This window comes from Microbacterium sp. BWR-S6Y (genome assembly GCF_041379845.1).
GTDB classification, from domain to species: Bacteria; Actinomycetota; Actinomycetes; order Actinomycetales; family Microbacteriaceae; genus Microbacterium; species Microbacterium hydrothermale.
Genome location: NZ_JBFECV010000006.1, coordinates 1 through 19,920, shown reverse-complemented (window position 1 = coordinate 19,920; position 19,920 = coordinate 1). Strand labels below are relative to the sequence as shown.

Annotated in this window: 19 protein-coding genes and 1 pseudogene; 14 read left to right on the top strand and 6 right to left on the bottom strand. The window is 66.3% G+C overall.

The window, feature by feature from the left end; all coding sequences use genetic code 11:
- Positions 1 to 5 precede the first annotated feature (5 nt).
- The 3 genes from AB1K56_RS13130 to AB1K56_RS13120 are packed head-to-tail and all read left to right on the top strand — an operon-like array spanning position 6 to position 2,782.
- Positions 6 to 1,574 (top strand): ThiF family adenylyltransferase, encoded by a 1,569-nt coding sequence (locus AB1K56_RS13130; protein WP_371206017.1) that lies wholly within the window; start codon positions 6 to 8, stop codon positions 1,572 to 1,574.
- On the top strand, positions 1,495 to 2,058 hold the full coding sequence (locus AB1K56_RS13125; RefSeq protein WP_371206016.1) for a Mov34/MPN/PAD-1 family protein: 564 nt from the start codon (positions 1,495 to 1,497) through the stop codon (positions 2,056 to 2,058). Before AB1K56_RS13130 ends, AB1K56_RS13125 begins: the two co-directional genes overlap by 80 nt.
- Positions 2,051 to 2,782, top strand: coding sequence for a DUF6602 domain-containing protein (locus AB1K56_RS13120; RefSeq protein ID WP_371206015.1), 732 nt, complete (start codon positions 2,051 to 2,053; stop codon positions 2,780 to 2,782). The genes AB1K56_RS13125 and AB1K56_RS13120 overlap by 8 nt, the downstream gene beginning before the upstream one ends.
- Here the strand turns inward: AB1K56_RS13120 and AB1K56_RS13115 are convergent.
- Positions 2,779 to 3,099: a hypothetical protein gene (locus tag AB1K56_RS13115; protein ID WP_371206014.1), complete on the bottom strand. Its 321-nt coding sequence runs from the start codon at positions 3,097 to 3,099 to the stop codon at positions 2,779 to 2,781. The genes AB1K56_RS13120 and AB1K56_RS13115 overlap by 4 nt on opposite strands.
- 335 nt (positions 3,100 to 3,434) lie before the next feature.
- Here AB1K56_RS13115 and AB1K56_RS13110 point away from each other — a divergent pair, with 335 nt between their 5' ends.
- The 7 genes and pseudogenes from AB1K56_RS13110 to AB1K56_RS13080 all read left to right on the top strand — a co-directional run bounded on the left by AB1K56_RS13110 (position 3,435) and on the right by AB1K56_RS13080 (position 10,532).
- Positions 3,435 to 4,157 (top strand): TnsA-like heteromeric transposase endonuclease subunit, encoded by a 723-nt coding sequence (locus AB1K56_RS13110; protein WP_371206013.1) that lies wholly within the window; start codon positions 3,435 to 3,437, stop codon positions 4,155 to 4,157.
- Positions 4,154 to 4,498, top strand: a complete 345-nt coding sequence (locus tag AB1K56_RS13105) for a hypothetical protein (RefSeq protein ID WP_371206012.1) — start codon at positions 4,154 to 4,156, stop codon at positions 4,496 to 4,498. Before AB1K56_RS13110 ends, AB1K56_RS13105 begins: the two co-directional genes overlap by 4 nt.
- Positions 4,499 to 4,520: 22 nt before the next feature.
- Positions 4,521 to 6,674, top strand: coding sequence for an integrase (locus tag AB1K56_RS13100; RefSeq protein WP_371206011.1), 2,154 nt, complete (start codon positions 4,521 to 4,523; stop codon positions 6,672 to 6,674).
- A 131-nt stretch (positions 6,675 to 6,805) separates the two neighbouring features.
- Positions 6,806 to 7,831 (top strand): AAA family ATPase, encoded by a 1,026-nt coding sequence (locus AB1K56_RS13095; RefSeq protein ID WP_371206010.1) that lies wholly within the window; start codon positions 6,806 to 6,808, stop codon positions 7,829 to 7,831.
- A pseudogene (locus AB1K56_RS13090) lies at positions 7,828 to 8,283 on the top strand (TniQ family protein); the annotation flags it as partial. The gene AB1K56_RS13095 and the pseudogene AB1K56_RS13090, both read left to right, overlap by 4 nt.
- Positions 8,284 to 8,613: 330 nt before the next feature.
- On the top strand, positions 8,614 to 10,260 hold the full coding sequence (locus AB1K56_RS13085) for a LysR family transcriptional regulator (RefSeq protein ID WP_371206196.1): 1,647 nt from the start codon (positions 8,614 to 8,616) through the stop codon (positions 10,258 to 10,260).
- Positions 10,257 to 10,532: an antitoxin Xre/MbcA/ParS toxin-binding domain-containing protein gene (locus AB1K56_RS13080; protein ID WP_371206009.1), complete on the top strand. Its 276-nt coding sequence runs from the start codon at positions 10,257 to 10,259 to the stop codon at positions 10,530 to 10,532. Before AB1K56_RS13085 ends, AB1K56_RS13080 begins: the two co-directional genes overlap by 4 nt.
- A gap of 178 nt (positions 10,533 to 10,710) precedes the next feature.
- Here AB1K56_RS13080 and AB1K56_RS13075 read toward each other — a convergent pair whose 3' ends face one another.
- The 5 genes from AB1K56_RS13075 to AB1K56_RS13055 form a co-directional block, all read right to left on the bottom strand.
- Positions 10,711 to 11,517: a metallophosphoesterase gene (locus AB1K56_RS13075; RefSeq protein ID WP_371206008.1), complete on the bottom strand. Its 807-nt coding sequence runs from the start codon at positions 11,515 to 11,517 to the stop codon at positions 10,711 to 10,713.
- 75 nt (positions 11,518 to 11,592) lie between these two features.
- The gene (locus AB1K56_RS13070; protein ID WP_371206007.1) at positions 11,593 to 12,054 is read right to left on the bottom strand and encodes a zinc ABC transporter ATPase; all 462 of its coding nucleotides are present in this window, start codon (positions 12,052 to 12,054) and stop codon (positions 11,593 to 11,595) included.
- 70 nt (positions 12,055 to 12,124) lie between these two features.
- The gene (locus tag AB1K56_RS13065) at positions 12,125 to 13,369 is read right to left on the bottom strand and encodes a hypothetical protein (RefSeq protein ID WP_371206006.1); all 1,245 of its coding nucleotides are present in this window, start codon (positions 13,367 to 13,369) and stop codon (positions 12,125 to 12,127) included.
- A 22-nt stretch (positions 13,370 to 13,391) separates the two neighbouring features.
- Positions 13,392 to 14,621 (bottom strand): hypothetical protein, encoded by a 1,230-nt coding sequence (locus tag AB1K56_RS13060; RefSeq protein ID WP_371206005.1) that lies wholly within the window; start codon positions 14,619 to 14,621, stop codon positions 13,392 to 13,394.
- Positions 14,618 to 15,895 (bottom strand): hypothetical protein, encoded by a 1,278-nt coding sequence (locus AB1K56_RS13055; RefSeq protein WP_371206004.1) that lies wholly within the window; start codon positions 15,893 to 15,895, stop codon positions 14,618 to 14,620. The genes AB1K56_RS13060 and AB1K56_RS13055 overlap by 4 nt, the downstream gene beginning before the upstream one ends.
- A gap of 157 nt (positions 15,896 to 16,052) precedes the next feature.
- Here AB1K56_RS13055 and AB1K56_RS13050 point away from each other — a divergent pair, with 157 nt between their 5' ends.
- Genes AB1K56_RS13050 through AB1K56_RS13035 form a run of 4 tightly spaced genes read left to right on the top strand, consistent with a single transcriptional unit; the run spans position 16,053 to position 19,813 of the window.
- Entirely contained in the window at positions 16,053 to 17,066 is a 1,014-nt protein-coding gene (locus tag AB1K56_RS13050) for an ImmA/IrrE family metallo-endopeptidase (RefSeq protein WP_371206003.1), read from the top strand.
- A complete protein-coding gene (locus AB1K56_RS13045; RefSeq protein ID WP_371206002.1) occupies positions 17,063 to 17,608 on the top strand; it encodes a hypothetical protein in 546 nt (181 codons plus the stop codon). The genes AB1K56_RS13050 and AB1K56_RS13045 overlap by 4 nt, the downstream gene beginning before the upstream one ends.
- A gap of 52 nt (positions 17,609 to 17,660) precedes the next feature.
- Positions 17,661 to 19,469, top strand: a complete 1,809-nt coding sequence (locus tag AB1K56_RS13040; RefSeq protein WP_371206001.1) for a translation initiation factor IF-2 N-terminal domain-containing protein — start codon at positions 17,661 to 17,663, stop codon at positions 19,467 to 19,469.
- Entirely contained in the window at positions 19,466 to 19,813 is a 348-nt protein-coding gene (locus AB1K56_RS13035; protein WP_371206000.1) for a hypothetical protein, read from the top strand. The genes AB1K56_RS13040 and AB1K56_RS13035 overlap by 4 nt, the downstream gene beginning before the upstream one ends.
- Positions 19,814 to 19,920: the final 107 nt, after the last annotated feature.

Genomic DNA, 19,920 nt, shown 5'->3' with positions numbered 1-19,920 from the left:
GCGTCGTGTCGGGGTTCGTGTACGACCAGGCGGCGTTTGAGGCATTCTGTGCGGAGTTGGTCCGCGCCGGCTTCAGCCCCACGGTCGGCTCGGAGGGGCGCCACTGGACGGGTGCGATTCCTGAGTCGATCGAGCCGCTGACTGACGCGCGTGTGATGGAGATCGCGATCATTGACGGGTGGCCGGCGGTGGCAGCCAAGGCGTTCGTGCCGGGCTTGATCGCTGATCACGTGCTGCCGAAGTCGGGTTACATCTGCTTGTGGGCTGACGACGATCCGGCGCAGATCCACGGACAGACGTGGAGCACGTTTTCGGAGCGTCTAGATCGTTGGGCCGCGAGCGCGAGGGGCGGGTTCGAACTGGAGGACCGTGCCCTTGATTCGTGGGTCCTGTTCCCGGGGATCGCCGCTGTGCGCGCCGAACTCGACTTACCGGCGCTGCTAGCGACGCCGCGTAACGGCGACATCCACGTCGTCCACGGGAAGTCCAAAGCGATCCTTACACTCACGAAGAACGCACGCGACGATCACCCGCTGGAGGGTGTGGTGATGTACCGCGACAGTGTGCGGAAGGCCCCCCGCTCGCTCGACGAGTTCCGCGCCGCTCTCACGCGCCGGCAGCGGGACAATCTCAATCATGGCCTTGGGCGCCGCGACGGCGCGGCTCAAGGAGAGGCGAGCGGTGGATATGACTTCGCGGTTCTCGCCTGGCCGAAGTACGGGCAATTCGAAGCACTGGTGCTCTCCTTCGCTGGCGCCGGAGCAGAGCTGGTTGCGTCGCCGCACTCGACCTCGCCGAGTGATGTTGCTAGCCGACTGCGACGTGCTGGACCCGACGCCAGCATCTTGCAAGGCAAGCGCGTACTCGTGGCGGGTGTGGGTGCGGTGGGCGGTCAGGTCGCGCTGTCGCTGGCATGTAGCGGTGTCGGTGAGCTCCACCTTCGTGACGATGACGAGCTCCGCTCGGTGAACCTTGCCCGGCATGTCCTCGATGACTACCTCGTCGGGTACTCGAAGACCGTGGGGTTGAGCGTGAGGATCGCGGGTTCTGCACCGTGGTGTCGGACGGTGGAGGGAGCGGCGCTTCCGCTAGACCCGGAGCAGGTCGCGGACGTCATTGGAGGGTTCGACCTTGTGGTCGATTGCACGGGGATGTTCGCTGCAACGTTCGCGCTCGCCCGCGCATGCGAGCTGGAGAACGTTTCGCTTGTCTCGGTGTCGCTGCATCGCGGCGGCCGCCTGTTTCGCATCCAGCGGCAAGCCCAGGGGGATGCGCCGATTCTGCAGCGCACGAGCCCGGCGTATCCGGCGATCCCTCCTGGTGACGACGAGGAGACGGAGGGATTCCTGGAGCTCGGCTGCACCGCCCCGGTACACAACGCGCCGCCGACTGCCGTCCTCCGAGCAGCCGCCGACACAGCGCTCTTGGCAGTGGAACTCCTCGCTGGTCGTGACACAGGTGCGGACGACGTCGTCACTGTCCTCCACCCGATCGATGCCGCCCCGTTCAACGCGCGAGGCAGCTTCGCGTTCCCGGCTGCAGACGGGTGGGAGCGGGAGCGGCCGAATGCATAGTACGAGCACCAAAGTGCACGTGTCGGAGTCGGCGCTCGACAGGATCCGGGAGGCGGCGACCTTGTCCCATCCGTTTGAGACCGGGGGAATTCTCGTTGGTGTCCACGCCAGTCAGCACCCGTGGGTCACCCACGTGGTCGAGGTTCGTGCCGTCGAGCGGGGGCATACCGCGTATCGCCTCCCCGCGGGCGTGACGCGACGAACGGTGAGACAGCTTCGCGATCTGGATCCGCGGCTCGGGTATCTCGGGGACTGGCACTCTCACCCGATGGATGTCCCCGCCAGCACGACCGACAGGCTGACCACCGTGACGACAGCGGTCCGCACGATGCAGCCGACGTTGCTGTTGATCGCACGACGTGTCGAGGACAAGTACGCGATCGACCTGCACATGGCGCGCGGCGTCAAGCTCCGACCGTGTGACATCATCCCCGCGGGCGACCTGCCCACCCCCTCGACCGAGAGCGAGCACACACATGGTTGAACCGTTCGACCTCGCCAAGGCCTACACAGCCAAGCAGGATCACATGCTCACCGGGCTGGGACTCACGCCGCAGTTCACCGATCACCCTGGAACGAAGGGCGACGCCACCGAGGAGCAGTGGACCAGCGTGCTTCGTGAGTTCCTCCCACAGCGGTACGGCGTGGGGCCGATCTTCGCGATCGACTCCCTCGGGCAGCAGAGCGGTCAGATCGACATCGGCATCTACGACCGGCAGTACTCGCCCCTGTTCTTCGAACAGGGGGAGGTGAGCTTCGTGCCCGCGGAAAGCGTGTACGCCGTGTGCGAGGTGAAACCTCGCATGAACAAGGACAATCTCGATTACGCCCGGGACAAGGTCGCCAGCGTCCGGCGGCTTCACCGAACCTCAGCGGAGATCCGGCACGCCGGCGGCACCTACCCGCCACAGGAACCGGACAGCAAGCCGATTCTGGGTGTCTTTCTCAGCACAGACCTCGACTGGAGCGACATCCGCGGTGCCGCGGCTGTCGGGTCCATCGCCGAGGACCAGCCCACAGCGCTTGATCTCGGCATCGCCGTGCGCGGCGGCGCATTTGACCGGACGGACGGGATCGCCTACGCGCCGCCCGGACAGGAGCTCATCTGGTTCGCGACTCGTCTGTATCGCGCGCTCTCCCGGCTGGGCACGGCGTTGGCGATCGATCTCGACGCGTATTACCTGCCGTTGCAGTCGCCGGCCGGTTAGGAAGCTGCGCGCTCGGCCGCGGCCTGCCGGTCGGCGGCGTAGCGTCGGGCGGCTTCCCACCAGTAGTTGTCGCGGATCCGGTACAGCAGAGTCCGCTCTCCCGGGACGCGGCCGACGAACTCGAGGAAGTGCGCGTCGCGGAGCTTGTGAATGAGAGGGTGGACGATGCTGCCCAGGAGGCCGGTTGCCTCGACGATCTGCTTGGGTGAGAAGGTGTCGCCTTCGAGGGCGGCGATTTCGATGACGACGGCGTTCATGTAGCTGTTGCCGAAGAACAGGCGTGACTCCTCGGGTGCGATCGGCTCCACTATCGTCATGCCCCGAGTTTCGCACACGTCGCCGACCCCGGGCACGTGCGCGAAGGTGATTCCGAGGCGATCTCCTTCCGGTGTTGTCTATCTCACATACACAACTTGACTGTTGCCGCTTCGAGGGTACAGTGAATGTGACATTCACTAGGACGTACGTCACGTAGTACGTATTAACCCGAATTGCAAGAGCGATTCGGTACGACGTGACTTACGTACTAATGGTGGTTTCGTGCATTGTTGCGCGTGAGAGCAGGCGCCCATGATGGCCGCATGATCACAAACCGGGAGACCGCCGCAGACGCTGCTGTGAGCCGGTTCCCGCACCGAGGAGCGTCGGGACTGTGACCGGGCCGGCGCCGACCATTCGGATCCGCAAGTCGGATGACCAGGTCGACGTCGTTGCGTTGGACGCTGTCCGTGTTCGTCAGTTCGACACGGCGGTGCCGTGGCGGGAGTTCCGCTGGTACCGCAAACAGCGGCACTTCTCGGGGTCGTACTGGTCGGCGACGATGGAGGCGCCGGTCGGGTACGAGTCGCGGCTGGAGTACGTGAACCTGCTGTTGGCGGATTTCGATCCGCGGGTGGTGTGGATCCTCTCGCAGCCGTTCTTGATGGAAGGCGACGACCGCGGCACGACGCGCCGGCGTATCCCGGACTACCTGCTCGTTCACGCGGACGAGTCGGCGTGCGTGGTCGACGTGAAGCCGGCGGAGAAGCTGTCGCGACCGAAAGTGCGCGACTCCTTGGCGTGGTCGCGGCGCGTGCTCGAGCACCACGGGTGGGAATATCGGGTTCAGTCCGAGCCCGACCCGACGCTCCTGGTGAACGTGCAGTTCCTTGCCGGCTACCGCCGCCGATTCCAGTTCCTGGACGCCGAGGTCGATGCCGCCGCCGCGGAGCTTCGCACGCCGCTGACGCTGGGGGAGGCGGTCAGGGCCGTCACTCCGATCACGGGCAACCCCCGGTTCGCTCGTTCCCTCGTGCTGCATCTGCTGTGGACGCGGCGGCTGCTCACGGACCTGACCCACCCACTGAGCACCACCAGCCTCTTGGAGCCGACATGACCCCGCATGACCTGCGCCGCGGAATGACGTTCACCCACCGCGACGACGACTTCGTGATCCTCCGCGTTCTGGGCGGTACGGTCCTGGCCCGGGATCAACGCACCGGTCACACCCGACATCTGGCAGTTGACGTAGTTCTTAGGGCAGTCGCCGCGAGAGCACACCGAACTGGCCCGTCGGGCGACACCGGTCGCTATGACCTGGGCCGGGTGTGCGCCGGACTGGGGATCTCCGAGGTCTCGGTGCCACCGGGTATGGGCGACAAGTGCGGCGCCGAGTCGGTCTTCCGCGCGATCGACGCTCTCATCCGCGATCTACCCGGCCATCGACCTGCCGCATGACCACTCAGGAAGGAACGCACAGATGAAGAACACGTGGAAGATCACTCCCGGCTCACAGCTCGCGTACGACGGCGAGATGTGCACGGTCGCGGAGATCGGCGACGGTGCCGTCATAGTCCGCACCGCCGATGGCCGCACACGTCGACTGCGGATGATCGACGTGCTGCGGCCCGCAGCGGAAGGCGGCAAGACACACATCCCAGGCAGACGGAGCGACGACAACGTGTCGGAGCCTTTGATGCTGGTGTGGTCGGATGCGACGGGGTCCGCGCAGGCGGCCGCTCACGATCGAGCCGACCATGTGCGTGAGGTGCTCACCGGGTACCGGTCGGGAACCCGCGAAATCGCCCGCGACGGGGAACCGCGGCTGGAGTACCACCCGCAGCGCCCGCTGCGGGAAAGGCAGAAGGCCAAGGCCACGGAGCTTGACATCGGGCTTCGAACGCTCGAACGGTGGGTCGCCCGCTACCGAGACACCGGCGAGGCCGGCCTGATCGACACCCGCACATCCCGAACGGGCGCAGCGCTGACGAACTTCGATCCGCGCTGGGTGGACACTGCGCGGATCGTTCTCGACGAGCAGGACGATCAGGCCAAGGTGCAGAAGAAGATCGTCTTGGCCAGGATCGCCGCCCGTGTCGAGCGGGTTTACGGTCGCGGTGTCGTCAGGCTCCCCTCGACCGCCGGCGGCTACCGGGCGCTGGGCGAGCTCTCCCGCGGCCGAGGCACATTCGCGGGGTCGACGAAGGCGAAACGGTCGATCGCGAACCGGCCGCCCGCACCCTACGGCAGGCTGACCGCGACTCGGCCGGGCGAGATCGTCCTGCTGGACACCACCCCGCTGAACGTGTTCGCGGTCGCCCCCGTCACCGGGAAGTGGGTGTGCGCCGATCTCACCGTCGCGATCGACCTGTACTCGAGGTGCATCCTCGGGTTGCGGTTGACGCCCGGGTCGACGAAGTCCATCGACGTGTCCGGCGTCCTCGCCGAAGCGATGCAGCCCTTCGATGCACCTACAAGCTGGGACGCTACGGCCCGCTGGCCGTATCACGGCGTTCCCGACACCGTGCTCGTTGACCCTGCCCGCACCGATGTGGCCAGATTCACTCGAGCAGGGATCCTGCCGGAGACGATCGTCATCGACCACGGCCGCCCTTTCCTCTCCGAACACGTCACCACGGCATGTGCCCGGTTGGGAATCTCGATCCAGCCCGCCCGCGTCTACCAACCCACAGACAAGAGCCCCGTCGAGCGGTTCTTCCGCACCCTCGACGCGCTGCTGCAGGAGTTGCCCGGCTATAAAGGCGCCGATGTGTCCGGCCGGGGCGACGACCCGGAGGGTGAGGCCGTCTACACGGTCCCGCAGCTGGAGCAGATCATCCGCGAGTGGATCGCGACCGTCTACCATCTCCGCCCCCACGAGTCCCTCGTGGACCCGAGCCTGCCGGGTGTGAAGCTCAGCCCCGCGCAACGGTACGACCAGGGTCTCGCCGTGGCGGGGCAGCTGCGGCTGCCGACCGACCGGAACGTGCTGTTGGAGCTGCTGCCGGTGGTGAAGCGGCAGTTCAACCACTACGGGGTGGAGATCCACAAACTCCGCTACACCGGCGAGTCGGTGGCGAAGTACCGTAACCGGGCCCGGTCGATCCACCGCGACACAGGCACCGAGTGGCCGTTCGTGGTCAACCCGGACGACCTGACCCGGATCTACTTCCATGACCCCGAGGACCACACCTGGCACACCCTCGAATGGGAGCACAAGGGGGCCTTCGACACCCCGTTCAGTCTGGACGCGCTCGAGTACGCGAAGAAGATCGCGATCCGGCAGGGCCGCCCGTCCCAGGTGGATGATGTTGCCGCGCAGCTGTTGGAGGACTGGGGCGCCGGTCGCGGGTTGACGCCGTCGGAGCGGCGGATGAGCGCGCGGATGGCCGCGCAGCTGAATGATAAGGAGCCGGACCCGGACGGGGTGTGGTCGCTGCGGACCGTGCAGCGGATGCTCGACGCGGAACTGACCGCTTCGTCCGATCTCGCCACCGAGCTGACCGGCTCCGCCCGCGACCCGCGCCGACGCGTCGACCTGCCCGAGACGGGGGATGACGATGATGAGGACGATATCGACGAGCCCACCATCCGATCTGACTACCACTTCGAACCGATGGAGATGCTCCGATGACCACCCCCACCAGCGAACCGCAGCTGTCGACGCGCCAACGAAGCCTGTCCACTTACGAGGGGTGGACGGACTTCGCCGAACGACCCGCGCGCGGCCGCCCCGAACCGCTCACCCGCGACCAGCTCGACGGCATGTCGCCGCAGGACCGAGCCGTCTACGACCTGGAGAGGCGGGTGTGGCACGCGAACATCCTGCTGCGCACCCGGCAGGTCGAGGACATCGAACTGCAGCTGGCGGACATCCTCGATTCGAACCTGCAGGACTCCGACCGGGTGAAGTCTGCCGCGGCGATCGACGCCCCGCCGGCGCTCGGCAAGTCGACCGTGGTGAACAACTTCGGCCGGGTCTTTCACCAGCAGCGGATCGCGGAGGCCGGGGAGTGGCTGGATGCGGATCGGGATGTACGGCATCTACCGGTGTGCCACGTCACCTTGACGGGGCGGCTGACGATCAAAGGCCTTCACATGATGATCCTCGGGTTCTACGCCCACCCCGCCACTGCTGGCATCCTGCACCGCTCCATGGCCGGTCGGGATCTGGCGCGGGCGGCGGCGGAATGCATCGAACGGCACGACACCCGTCTGGTGATCGTCGACGACTTGCACTTCCTGAACATGCGCACCCGCGACGGGGTCGAGGTCGCCAACCAGTTGAAGTGGCTCGCGAACGAGTACAACGCCACCTTCCTGTTCGCCGGTGTCGCCCTCCGCGCCCGAGGCCTGGTCGGCGAAGGACACACCGGGCAGGAGGCGGCAATGGCGCAGACCTTCCGCCGATGGACCGTCCTCGGGCTCAGCCCATTCACCCTCACCCACAAGCGAGGCCGGGAGGAATGGGACCGGCTCCTGTTCGGTATCGAGCAAGCACTTGTGCTCACCGATGCCCGCCCCGGGATGCTGGTCGACCTCTCCCGGTACCTGTTCGCGCGCACGACCGGGAACATCGGATCGCTGATGGACCTCATCCGGCGCGGGGTATCCCGGGCAATCCGCACCGGCCGGGAGGCCATCGACCGGGAACTGCTCGACGACATCCGCATCGACGAGGGCGCCGAGACCGAACGTCGTGAACTCGAGGCGAAGCTCGAACAGCAGGTGCGGAACCAGAAAGCACGACGCCGCCGCCAGAACAAGGACGACGAGGCGGCCGCCGCATGACAACGAACAACGTATTGCGCTCGGACGATGTGCGGCTGCTGCCGTTTCGGGTGCGGCCGCTTCCGGATGAGCCGTTTGATTCGTGGGTGGAGGCGTTGGCGGCCGCGAACCGGGCGACGATCGCGGAGGTCGGGTGCGCGCTGGGTCTGATCGAGCAGCGTCATGGGACGGAGGTGTCGGCGACGTGGTGGATGGCGAACGCGTGGGCGACCGAGCTGACCGATGCGCAGGCGGCCCGTGTGGGGCAGGCGACGGGTATCCCGGCGGCGCAGTTTCAGGAGATGACGAGGATGCGTTTCGCGCGGCATGCGATCCGCCGCACCCGCAATGGGAGGATCAGCGTCCGGTGCGCGGCTGCGGGGACGGCGGGCCGGTTCTGTCCGGAGTGTCTGGCTGACTCGTGTGGGCGGTGGCGGATGTCGTGGCAGTTTCCGTTCGCGTTCGCGTGCATCAGGCATCGTCGGATCCTCGTCGACGCCTGCCCTGCATGCGGTCGGCATCCGCGCCAGGTGGGGCATCCGCTCGCTGTGATCCCCGTGCCCGGGCAGTGCCACAACCGGGTGCGCGGTGCGGCGATCGGCCCGATCGCGAGCCGTTGCCGCGCCGACCTCACCGTCGACACAGATCGAATCCCGGCGTCGGAGGCGGTGCTGCATGCCCAGCGGACGATGATGCGGGTCGTGTCTTCGGGGGAGGGCAGGTTCGGGATCTACGCCGCGGCCCCGCAGCCCGCGGTGCGTGTCCTCGAGGATGTTCGCCTGCTCTCTCGCGCGGCTCGCGTCATGTTGAACGACGGCCAGGTTGACGGCGCGGTGCTCGGGACGGAGCTGCTCGAGCATCTGCGCAGGGGAGGCATTGACACCTCCTGGTCTTCGTCGTCGACCTCGGCCGCCTCGGCGGCAGGGACGGCGATCGCGATCGCGGCGTTGGGCGACTCCGGTCGCACGATCGAGTTGCTGCGGGGCCGCCTCGCTGCCAGCACGTCCTACACGTTGAGCACTCCGCAGGTGCAGTCGCTGATCGCGGCGTCGTTCGGTCGCACGCGCCGCCCCACCGGGTTCCTCCAGTCCGCTGGCCCGGTCGATGTCGACCCGAGGGAGAGGGCACGGAAGGTGCCCGCGCAGTTCTGGGACGAGTGGACGGCCGTGCTCGCCCCCGGGCGCATGGACAGGGAGATCGCGGCGTCCGCTCTCGCCGCGGCCGTGGTGTTCGCCGGCACCCGGCTGACCCACGCCGCCGCCCTCGCCCTGCTGGACTCGGAAGCGCCGGTGCGACAGGTCACGAACGTGATGCGCGAGTTCGGTCGCGGAGAACATGAACACCGCGCGCTAGGCGTGATCCTCCGCCTCGTCGCCTACCTCGACAGCCACGAGCCACCGATCGACTACGCGCGCCGACGTGCGCTCGAGTGCAGCGCACTGCTACCCGACACGCAGTGGCGCGAGGCGTGCCGCAGGCACAATGTGCACCCAGGAGCGGGGCGCCGACACCGGCACGCTCGGGCGCACCTGTTCCGTCTGATCACCGGGAACCCGCTGCGAGCAGTGCCAGAGGGCTGGGATGCCGCCGACGTCACCTTCGCGTCCGAGGCGAGGTTCGTGGGCCGCATCCCCGAGAAACTGCGCGTGGACCTCAACCGGATTGGCGACGAGTTCATCGCCGCCCACGGTATTGACGAACCGCTCACTTGGACGCCACCGCTCGCCCAGTTCGACATCGGCCCGGCCGTGGACGTCCCCGGCGAGCTGTCGTGGCCTCCCGCCCGGCCGTGCAGTACACGGATCGACGCGAGCGTCGGCGCGGACGGCATCGCCGATCAATACCAGGCCGGCTCCAGCACGTACCAGCTCGCCGAGCTGGCCGGGGTGTCCCGACAGACCGTCTCCCGGCTGCTCGCTGACCGATCCACCTCGACGCGTCGTGGTCGACCGCCCATGCATGTGATCGATGAGCGGTGGCTCCGACACCAGTACCTCGACCAACGGCTCACCATCGGCCAGATCGCCTCCCTCGTCGGATGCACCACCCCGACGATCAGTCGCCGATTGCGGGATGCCGGGGTTCCGATCCGCCCCGCCGGGAGCGCGAGCGAAGCCGCGACCCTGCACCCGCATCCGCTCCCGGGAGCTTCGCCGCTCCTGCGCCGTACCCTCATCGGCAGGCACACGATCGAGCGTGCCCGTCGCTTCCTGATCGCCGCCCGACACAACAGCATCCGGGCCGCGGCTGCCGAAATCGGGGCAACCCAAAGCACCCTCAGCAAGCAGCTCGCACGGCTCAGCCGCGACGCCGGCGGTCCCCTTCTGACCCCAGGAGCCCGCGGCCGCCCCATGACTCTCACACCCCTCGGCGCGCGCCTGGCCCGCGAACTCCAAAGAATACTGCCGGACGGGAGCGGCCACCTCGAACCGGGAAGGACGTCAGCATGACCGGCGATAACACAACCACGGGCGAGAGCCCGCTGTTCGGCGACGATGCCGCGCGGCTCGGACGCGACATCGTCGAGCAAAGCATCGCGCACGACATCGCCGCCGTTCGGGCAAGATTGCGCGAGCTCTGGACCGATCCCGCCATCGATGTCTGGCTGACCAGCCCCAACTCGCATCTCGATGGAGCCCGCCCCATCGACGTACTTGCCCTGAACGGCGTGGAGGCCGTGATGGATGCCATCGATGTGGAAGTAGCCGGAGGATCACGCTGAGGTGACGCATAGAAAGGCGTCGACGTCGCCGTCGGGGCGGAACGTGACGATAATGCATTGGCGGCGCGACAGCTGGATCCGCTTCCGAGCTGAACCGCGAAGTCTCCCAATCCGGTCCCGCCGGCGGCGAACGGTTCACATCTACCGCGCCGTGGGGCATACCACCGCAGCGGTCCCTTCAAGTGATGTTCGGGGGCGAGTCGGGGTGGGAGGAGTCGAGCGCGCCGAGGAGTTCTTCCAGCACGACCCGCAGTTCGTTGTAGCCCATCATGTAGAACAGCGCGTCGGAGTTCGAGGTTTCGCTGCCGTCGAGGTCCGCGATGGTCTGGCGGGCTTCGCGGATCGCCACGTCGAGCCGCGGTTCGACGTCCGGCAGGCCGCGAATCCAGGCGTCGATGACGGTGAACGGGATGGGGGCGAATTGGTGGGCGTCGACGCCGACGTGGAACTGGTGCCCGTTGGGTCCGTGGTCGCGGGCGTGGGTGTGGCCGTGCAGAAGCGGGATCCCGTCGTCCCACCGCGGTCGGTGCGTGGTGTGCCGGTCCGACTCCTGCGAGTCACCCTTGTAGGGGTAGTGGGATGCGAGGATCCGGTACCCGCGCCGGGTGCCCGCGATGACTTCCGGAAGGACGACCCATCCCGCGGCCTCGTAGAGGGGCGCGAACCGTTCAATTGCCTTCGTGGACTGCGTCGCCGGCGACACCCGGTCATGGTTGCCGGGTACCAGGAATCGGCGACCGTTCAGTTGCGCGGTCAGGGCGATCGATTCCTCGATGGGGCCGAGCGCGACATCCCCGAGGTGCAGCACCACATCCGTCGGGCTGACCGTCTCGTTCCATCGGCGGATGAGTTCCGTGTTCATCTCCTCGACGGTCGCGAAGGGGCGTTCCGCGAGTTCGCTGATCCTGGCGTGACTGAAATGGGTGTCCGCGGTGACGAAGTCGACCTGATTGAAGTCGAACCACGGATACTGGCCCACGGCCACGCCCCTCTCGCAGGTGATGGGTGTTCTGCAGAATCTAGCGATGTCTAGCGTCTTGGTAGACCCTGATGGATCTCGCTAGAGCTCGTCGAGGTCGATCCCGAACTTCCCGGCGAGGTCGGCCAGCGGGATCTCATCACTGTCGACGGGACGTTCACGGACAATGCGCGCGATCTCCTCCTCCTCGGCCGCATCCTCCGCCGCAGCGATCGCCGCCAGCTCCTCGACCAGGACATGAATGGGTGTGCCATCGGCGGTCGCGCGGCACCGGATCTCGGCGGCGGCGTGGGCCAGGGTGTACATCCGCTCCCACGGGTGATCGCCGTGCCGGAAGGTGGCGACGGTGTCGCGGGTGTAGCTGCGCTCATCCCCGGGGACGAGCCACCGTTCGGTGCCGTCGGAGCCGTGGAAGAAGTCGACGTAGCAGTTCCCGCACGGCATCCGGTAGACGCCCGGCTCGGTGGGTGCGGACGCGGTGTTGCGCGCGATCATGTCGCGGATGATCCGTTCCCAGTCGCTGTTCTCTTCTGCGTGCGTCACAGTGGTTCCCCCTTCCCAGCAGAACAGAGCAGTCTGTCACGCCGGTGACGCGGTGTCCACGGGAGCGGGGTCAGAGCCGGTCCGGGTCGAGGGTGCGCTCGAGGTGTTCCGCGATGCATTCCCACCAGCTCTGGTGGCGATGCCCACTGGACAGCCCGAAGATGACGGAACCGGCGGGCATGTCCGTGCCCTGGGACGGGAGTGCGGCAACCTCGAGGAAGGGGATGTCGACCGATCCGCTGGCGGGGTCCGCTTCCTCGGCGATCCAGCCGGGCAGGTCGGTACGTGGCGGCCGGAGCACGGTGAGCACGTCGGGCAGCACGGTTCGGACGAGGTTGTCGAGATCCTTGCCAGTGTCGGGGTCCTCGAACAAGATCATCGAGATCCCGCTCGTGGAGCGCATGGGAAACAACCCCGGGAACTGGTCACGTCGGGTTGCGAGCAGCTGCTGAAGGTTGAGCTGGAATGCCCGGCTTCCACCTCGTTCGGGCAGCACGCCGAGGTGGAAGATGTAGGGGCTGTACGCCAGCCAGTCCCGCACCCGCCCCCACAGGTTGTGTCCGTCGACGGGCAGCCGGGTGAACAGGGACGAGAAGATGAGGTCCACCAAGCGCTGCTGCTGTACTTGGTCGGTGTAGTCGATCTGGTGCCCCAGCAGGCGGTGCTCGCCGGCGTCACGCTCATCGTTCTGGTCGAACAGTGCCCGATGGTCCACGAGGTGATCGCGGTGAAAGCTGGCGTGGAGCGGATCCGCGTACCGCCCGCTGTCGTCGTCGTCGAACGGATCCCATCGTTCGTCCAGCTGGGACGCTGCCCGAAGGTCAGCGAGGACGTTGGCGCGGGGTTGCGCGGTGACATACGTCATCGCCGATCGCTCCCCAGTGGCATCCGGGAGGGGTGGGGCGGCGTCACCCCAGAACGTGACAAGGTCGACGGATGACACTGATTGCGGCCGCCAGGTGCGCGCGAACAGCAGCTTCACCTGCCGGTCATCGGTGTAGACCCGCCCGGCTAGTTCGTCGAGCAGCCACTTGCAGATGCTGTCGATGCGCGGGCCATTCGAACTGGCACCGAACACCTCGATATCGAGGGCGATCGCCGCGCGGGGCTTGGGCCAGCGTGTCCGCTGCCGTGCGTATTGGACGAGTGCGTCGGTCTCGAATGCCTCGTCGAGCAGGTCGCTGGCCTTCCGCCGAGTTCCGGCTCGGGTCTTCTTGGTCGGCGGCTCGAGCGGCAACGCCAACTGCAGCGCCTCGCCCCGGCGGCGGGTGAAGCGGATCGCCTCGGCGTGGTGGGTTTCCCAGAATCCGCGCATCCGTCCTCCTGGCGGCACTCGTCTACGGCGCCGGGGGGTCGCTGATCCCCAGGTCCAGTTCCTGCGGTGTGTCCGGCGTCACGGGCTGGTCGGTCTTACGAGAGGCGGGGGCCGTGGCACCTGCGGGGGGCGTGGGTGATGCGCCGGGGCCGAAGAGGCGGGTGCGTGCGGCGACGAGCATCCGCCCGTCCAGTTCAGCGGCTTCGACAAGGAACGCGACGACGTTCTCGGCGATCTTTGCCGCGATGTCGTCGTGGACTGTGCCGAACCCGTCGGCGGTGGTGGTGCGTGCGGCGACCATCGTCGCGCTGGCGAGGTACTCGAGGTACTGCAGCGACGTGATCGTGGTGTCGCTTCGTCGCATGATCCGGGTGATCAGGTCGATCATGGCTGGGAAGTACTGCGGGAGCGGGTCGATGCTGACCGTGTCGGGGAGTTTGCCTTCCCGACGCAGCTCGGCCAGCAGGGAGCCGAGGTTCTCCTTCTCGCGGACCTGCTCGGCACCGCCGAGCACGTACTCTTTTAGGCCGAGGGCGACGTTGGACACGTGCACCCCCCGGATGGTCTGGATAGCGTGCAGCGCGGCCACGAGGTAGAGCCATGCGCAGTCGAAGAGGATAGCGAGGTGTTGCGGGTTGCGGCCGTCCAGGTGGCGGCGAACGCCGCGGAGGTGTTCGACCATCTGGATCAGGTTGAGATGCCGGTCGTAGATCCAGTAGTCGAACTCGCGGTACTCCAGCAGTGACTTCAGCTTGCGGTCTTGCTCCGCCCACCGTTCCTTCACCGTGGCGACATGGGCGCGGTCGAACAGGTGAGACAGGGGCAGCTGGTCGACGGGCAGCTCGGTCGGGTGGAGGGCTTCGAGCGCGGTGACTTCTTCGCTGGTGAGTGCCGTGATCTGTAGCCTGGCGGCGAGCTGCCGGCCGCCGCGGGATATCTCTCGCTCACGGACCATGTACGCCGAGGTGGCGGAGAAGAATTCGGAGAGCCCGCGGATCCAGAACATGCGGCTGATCGCGCTGCTGCCGCCGGTCTTGCAGTCGATGATCGCAGTTTCGACGGCGGCGCCGGGGGCGAGGGTGACGCCGAGCACGTCGAGGTCGGTGTATGACTCGATGGGTGTGCGCGGGCCGGGCGCGGGGGTGCTGGCGGAGCCGAACGCGCGCAGCGGCACGTCGATGCGGGTGGAGTAGCCCATCCGCCACAGCAGCCGGCGGGAGGCGACTTTCAGGCCGAGGTCAAGTTCGCTCACAGCGCCGCCCGCCCGTATGCGGCGCTGATGACGTGCTCCCACTGGGCGACATTCATGCTCTTCTTCTCCCGGACCCGGCCAATCGTCTGCATCGGGGACACGTACGTGCTGCCCAGCGCGAGCGCCGCGCGCGCCTGATCATCCCCGACCCGATTCCCGACCGACTCGCCGAAGGTGAGAAGGTCACGGGCGAGTTCGAGGGCGGTCCGGTTGTCAGCGGAGTCGATGAACGTCGGCACCACCCAGGACCCGCCCGGCATCGTGTCGGGGTCGAACCGGATCATCCCCATGCAGTGCATCAGCCCATACTGGCGGCGGTGCGAACTGTGCGGGGGAAGTGAGCCGCGGTTCGGGTCCAGCCACTTGTTGATCACCCGTACCAGCTGGGCACGGTCCAGCGAGGTGGCGCCCCCGTAGTACTCGCCGCACTTCAGGCTCGCGATCACCGCGAGAGCCTTCTCCAGCACCGGCTTGCGCTCCCGCAGCAGCCCAGGGTCCACGGAGTACGGCAGCACCGGGAATGACTCGGCGACCCCACCGGGGGTGTCCACCGACGGGGCCATCAGCAGTCCGCCGGCGACCGCCTGCCCGATGACGTCGCCGGCGCGGGACAGCGGTATGCCCTGCTCCCCGCGGAGCGTCGCGAATGCGTCGGCGAGTTCGTGACCACCGTGTTCGGAGACGAGGTCGGCGAGGGCGTCGGGGTGCTCGAAGCCCATGAATGGCGAGATCGCCATCCGACCGTCCTTCATATCGACCAGTCGAGCCAGGTTCGACTCTGTCGCGACGTCGAGCACCTGCGGCAGTTCCGCCTCATCAAGTCCGAGCCGCGCGGAGAGTTCCTCGACCGGGATCGGTGCGGACGCCAGCCCGTCGACCAGGCCGACTACCTGCTGCTCGAGTTCGGTGGGCGCGTTGTCACGCCAGGCCGTGCCGAGACCCTCGTACATGTTGCGGTACATCGGGACCTGCTCATTGAACGACACGATCCGGGTCGAGGACCTCTTGATGTTGGTGACGAACCCGGCGGCTTCCAACGAGTAGATGACGTCGTTGAACGCATACGGGCTCACATCCAGTTGCTCCGCCGCGACCGCCCGGAGTGATTCCGCGTCGGAGACCACGTCCTGCCCGCGGACCAGGGCCGCCAGGCTCGCCGCCATACCGATCTTCTGCGTCTCGGTCAGCGGCGTCAGGATCGCGGAGTTCGGGTCGATGTTCCGCAGTCCGGAGTGCACGTCCTGGCACCGCAGTCCCTCTTCGAACTTCTCCATGCCCGCCCTACGCCCTCGAACCCATCCCAACTCAGTCGATTGGGATAATCCCAATTCTGGTAGCATAGTCGTTATGGAGGTTGGGGAGCGCGTCCGTGCGCGCGTTCGCGAGGCCCTCCCAGGGCGCACCCACGCGAGCATTGCGGAAGAGATCGGGATGACCCCCGATGCGTTCTCCCGCGCTGTGAACGGCGGTCGTGGATTCTCTGCCGCTGAGCTCGCCGCCCTGTCTGAGGTCTTGAACACGTCGATGTACTGGCTGGCCACCGGTGAGCGCGACCCGTCCGAAGCGTTGGTCGTCGCCCGTCATGAGTTTGATCATGACACCCGGAGCCGCCACGCGGACTGGGACGACCTGAAGTCCACCATCGAGAAGGTATCCCTCGCCTACCGACAGGCGCGGTTGACCGACAAGTCGGTCGATGTTCCCGTCGACGCGACCGCCGTGCGTCAGGCGCTCGGCGGGGGTTTCGTTCGGCCCTTCGCTGAGAGGCTCGCGGATGTGTACCGGATTGATGTGATCCGCGTCGGCGGGCTGCGCAACGCCTGCTCTGTGAGTATCGCCGGGCGCGGGGTCATCATTCTCAATGAGACCGGCAACTGGTTCCACCAGAATTGGTCCCTCGCTCACGAGCTTGGCCACCTCGCTCACGGCCACGCGAACGCCCCGGAGCCTCCCACTCCAGTTGAGAACGACGTGCAGGAGACCGCCGCTAACGCGTTCGCAGCGGAGCTGCTGCTCCCGACCGAACTCCTCAGGACTGTCGACTGGTTGAACGTGTCTGGCGACGAGGTCGCGGCCGCACTCTGGGAGTGGGGAGTCTCGACGGACGCGTTACGCCGCCGCCTCACCGCCTTGCGATGTCCGACATCAGCGGCGACGGATCAGGTGCTCGGGTGGACGACACAGAAGGTTCTGCGCCGGTATCCCGGCTGGAATGACGACGGCACCGATCAGATCACCGAACGCATGGAGGCCGCCGCCTCCCGACGATTTCCCCTCGAACTGCAAGCGGCGCACGTCGAACTCATCTCCCAAGGGCGACTTCCGAAGGCGACCCTGGCATGGATGCTCGACGTGGATGAGGACGAAATCGAGATCGACGAACCCGACACACCCGACGCGGATATCGACGAACTTGCGCGGGCACTCGGGTTCGTGGCGACGTGACCACCCACCTCCTCTTCCCGGACAACACCGTCCTGGTCCGCTTCGCACGGATCCAACGAATGGACCTGCTCGCCGCGCTCGTCCGAGACAACGGCAGATGGTGCGGCACCGTTGCCGGCGAGTGCGTTCGCAGCTCTCAGGAGCCGGGGCTGGAGTCCATGACTCAGGCTCACAACATCTTCGGCGAACCCCTCCGCCTCCAGACCGGTCAAGAGATCGTCGACACCACCACGATCCGCACCTCCCTCGCCGCGCCCGGTGACCCAGCCACTCGCCATCTCGGAGAAGCGGAGACGATATCGATCATCACCAACCGCGGCTTGAGCGCCTTCTTCGTTACCGACGACCGGTCTGCCGCTCAACGCGCCCAGGAGCACGGCATCCGCACCTACACGACCTGGGATCTGCTCCGACTCGCCGCACGCATCGGCCTGCTGACGGCAGACGACGCTTACGACTACGTCCGCGAACTCGGCGGTCATCGAGAGAATCTGGCCCACGTGCAGACCCGAGCAGTCTGGTTAACGTGGTGCGCCGCCTGACGGGCAGGGGCGCGCAAGGACGCTGGCGAGAGCGTGTTTCGAGAGGAGATTCATGGCCAAGATTCGAGTTCACGAACTCGCGAGCGAGCTCGGTGTCGACGCCGCAACGGTACTTGCGCGTTTGAAGCTGCTTGGCGAGTACGTCAAGAGCCCATCGTCCACCATCGAAGCGCCGGTTGCCGCGAAAGTGAGAGCGACTTTCGGAGTGCGCACACCTCGGCCCGCGCCACGCCCCTCGCCCGTACGCCGTGATCACGTCGACCCGTACGTGGACAGCCCCACCTTCGACCCCACTGCGCCGTCGTCACGACAACACGGGTGGCGCGCGGGTGCAGTACCCGTGCCGCGTCACCCCGATCTGCTCAAGAACATCCAGAAGACCAGGCAGCGGTTCCCTGCCTTCGGTGATCATCTCGACGCATTGCGCAGTCTCGGGTCACAGGTCGTGTACGCCGGGCCGTGCAGGCAGGATGGCTTCAGGGACTGCGTGATCGTGCATGTGCGATTCAGCGGGGCGATCGAAACTGGGTTCGGTTTCACGCGTGAGGTGATGCTGTTCTACAGCCCTCACGAGGACCTGCAAGTCCGCACGTTCGAGGCGGCCGCTCGCGAGCTGGCGAGGAAGGACCAGCCGGTCACTCCGGACATCTTCTTCATGTGGTCCCCTGATCAGCGACTGGGCATCAAGCTCAACGATTGGTCTCGACCGTCGAAGCTCGCCATCCCCTTCCTGATCGACGACGAGGATGAGCTGTCCCTGATCACGTTGTTGCGCAACCATATCTACGCGCGGGACTTGTTCTACATGACGACTCCGGTCTTCGGAGCGAGCTTCTTCGGCCGCCGCACCTTGTTGCAGTCGCTGCGCGACGATGTCTTCAATCAGCAGGTGACGGGAGTGTTCGGGCTACGGAAGTCCGGCAAGACGAGCATCCTCATGCAGCTGAAGGAGGAACTTCACGACGATCACATCGTGACCGTGCTGATGGATCTCGAAGCCTTCCCCTCGCCACCGGAGGACCCCACCGACGACATCGTCAGCGATCTGCGCCGCCGGCTTATCGCCGAGCTCAAGACGCATAAGCTTCGCACCCAGGAGTTGTCGCAGTTGTCCGAACGGCCGTCCATTCTCGAACTGAAGAATGCCCTGCAAGTGATCCTCAAGCACCTGTGGAAGGACGGCTACCGCATTCTTCTGCTCCTGGACGAGATCGAATACCTGACCCCAGCTGACCGGATCGACATTGCTGAAGGAGACATGCCACGCGTGGCGCAGCTGCTGTCCGCGCTGCGCAGCATCGTTCAGGAGTCCGACAACTTCACCTTCGTTCTCTCCGGGCTCACCAGCGCCATCGTCGAAGGCGGCCGACTCTATGGACGCCCAAACCCTCTGTTCTCGTGGGCCAAAGCGGTGTACGTGAAACCGTTGAAACGTGAGGAAGCTGATGAGCTCGCGAGCACCGTGGGCGGAAAAATGGGGATACAGATCGAGCCTGGCGCCCTGGAAGCTCTCCACGAGGCTTCCGGAGGCCACGCGTACCTCTACCGAAACCTCAGCTCTGCAGTTGTCGGACACCTACCCACGGATGTCTTTCAACGCACCATGATCCGCTCGGCGGTGCTGACCGAACTGGACGACTGGAGGAGTCGCGTCCAAGGGAACGTCGAAGAGATGATCCAGCATGTCAAGCGTTACTACGCGACCGAGGCAGTGATGCTCGAACTGCTGATGGACGACCCCGGGGATTTCAAAGAACTCGCCCCCAGTGAGCACGTTGCCGTGCGCCGGCTCAAAGATCTCGGCTTGATTCACGAGCGCGATGGCGAGTATCAGCCGAGCGTCATCCTGGAGCTGGTGTGAGCGCCGTCGACTACTCCGCGTGGGTGGACCTCATCCACCAGAAGGTCGAGCAGCTACGTGTGGTGTTCCTGCAACTCGGCTCCAGCAACGAACCCGCCCGCCGCGCCTTGACCTCATCGCACCTGAAGGTTGAAACCGTCCGCAACTACATGAAGCCCGACCGGGAGCGTGTAGAAGGCACTGTCCTCGTCGACAAGATGGAGACCATCGCAGTTGCCAACCCCGATGTCGCCATGGGTGCGCTGCGGGAACGAGTCTTCGCAGACGTCGACGCGGGCACCCGGGTCGTGCTGCTCTCGAGGGCACCTCGGATCGCGTACCCTGCAGTGGGACTGTCTGAATAACGGTGTGTGGGGTCCGGCCTGATCCGAAAGGAGACGGCCGTGGCTGACACGACCGAGTTGTTGGAAGACGCGATGATCGATCCCGTGACGGGAGAGATCATCGATCA

Bases quoted from the DNA above. Each gene is read 5' to 3' on its own strand.
- AB1K56_RS13125 (WP_371206016.1), top strand. From the start codon at position 1,495: ATGCCGCCCCGTTCAACGCGCGAGGCAGCTTCGCGTTCCCGGCTGCAG.
- AB1K56_RS13120 (WP_371206015.1), top strand. From the start codon at position 2,051: ATGGTTGAACCGTTCGACCTCGCCAAGGCCTACACAGCCAAGCAGGAT.
- AB1K56_RS13115 (WP_371206014.1), bottom strand. From the start codon at position 3,099: ATGACGATAGTGGAGCCGATCGCACCCGAGGAGTCACGCCTGTTCTTC.
- AB1K56_RS13105 (WP_371206012.1), top strand. From the start codon at position 4,154: ATGACCCCGCATGACCTGCGCCGCGGAATGACGTTCACCCACCGCGAC.
- AB1K56_RS13100 (WP_371206011.1), top strand. From the start codon at position 4,521: ATGAAGAACACGTGGAAGATCACTCCCGGCTCACAGCTCGCGTACGAC.
- AB1K56_RS13095 (WP_371206010.1), top strand. From the start codon at position 6,806: ATGTCGCCGCAGGACCGAGCCGTCTACGACCTGGAGAGGCGGGTGTGG.
- AB1K56_RS13085 (WP_371206196.1), top strand. From the start codon at position 8,614: ATGTTGAACGACGGCCAGGTTGACGGCGCGGTGCTCGGGACGGAGCTG.
- AB1K56_RS13080 (WP_371206009.1), top strand. From the start codon at position 10,257: ATGACCGGCGATAACACAACCACGGGCGAGAGCCCGCTGTTCGGCGAC.
- AB1K56_RS13065 (WP_371206006.1), bottom strand. From the start codon at position 13,369: ATGCGCGGATTCTGGGAAACCCACCACGCCGAGGCGATCCGCTTCACC.
- AB1K56_RS13055 (WP_371206004.1), bottom strand. From the start codon at position 15,895: ATGGAGAAGTTCGAAGAGGGACTGCGGTGCCAGGACGTGCACTCCGGA.
- AB1K56_RS13050 (WP_371206003.1), top strand. From the start codon at position 16,053: ATGACCCCCGATGCGTTCTCCCGCGCTGTGAACGGCGGTCGTGGATTC.
- AB1K56_RS13040 (WP_371206001.1), top strand. From the start codon at position 17,661: ATGGCCAAGATTCGAGTTCACGAACTCGCGAGCGAGCTCGGTGTCGAC.